We start from the raw sequence: 331 nt of genomic DNA on the forward strand, positions 1-331 counted from the left end.
TCCGGCTTCTCGCTGCTCGTCCAGCGAGGCCGGCCGTGGCGATTGCCGCTCGAGGACCGGGTGTTGCTGGTGGCGACGTACTGGCGCACGAATCTGACGTTGCGGCAGGTGGCGCCGCTGTTCGGTGTCTCCAAGTCGGCTGCGGACCGGATTCTGGACCATCTCGCGCCGTTGCCGGCGATCTCAGCGGCCCGCCGCAGACGGGAAGACACCGTCTACATCGTCGACGGCACCCTCGTGCCCACCCGCGCTCGCAGCGTGGCCGCTTCCAACAAGAACATTCGAGCGCTCGCGTCCCGACATCCTCGACCCGGACCACATCTACGTGGAA

General features: G+C 67.4%; 1 protein-coding gene. It reads left to right on the forward strand.

Annotation, left to right across the window (positions count from 1 at the left end):
• Positions 1–331: transposase family protein (locus tag TN53_RS46605; protein ID WP_199924772.1), on the forward strand; the 331-nt coding region annotated here is incomplete at both ends.

It is taken from the genome of Streptomyces sp. WM6386, assembly GCF_000972385.1.
Taxonomy (GTDB): Bacteria; Actinomycetota; Actinomycetes; order Streptomycetales; family Streptomycetaceae; genus Streptomyces.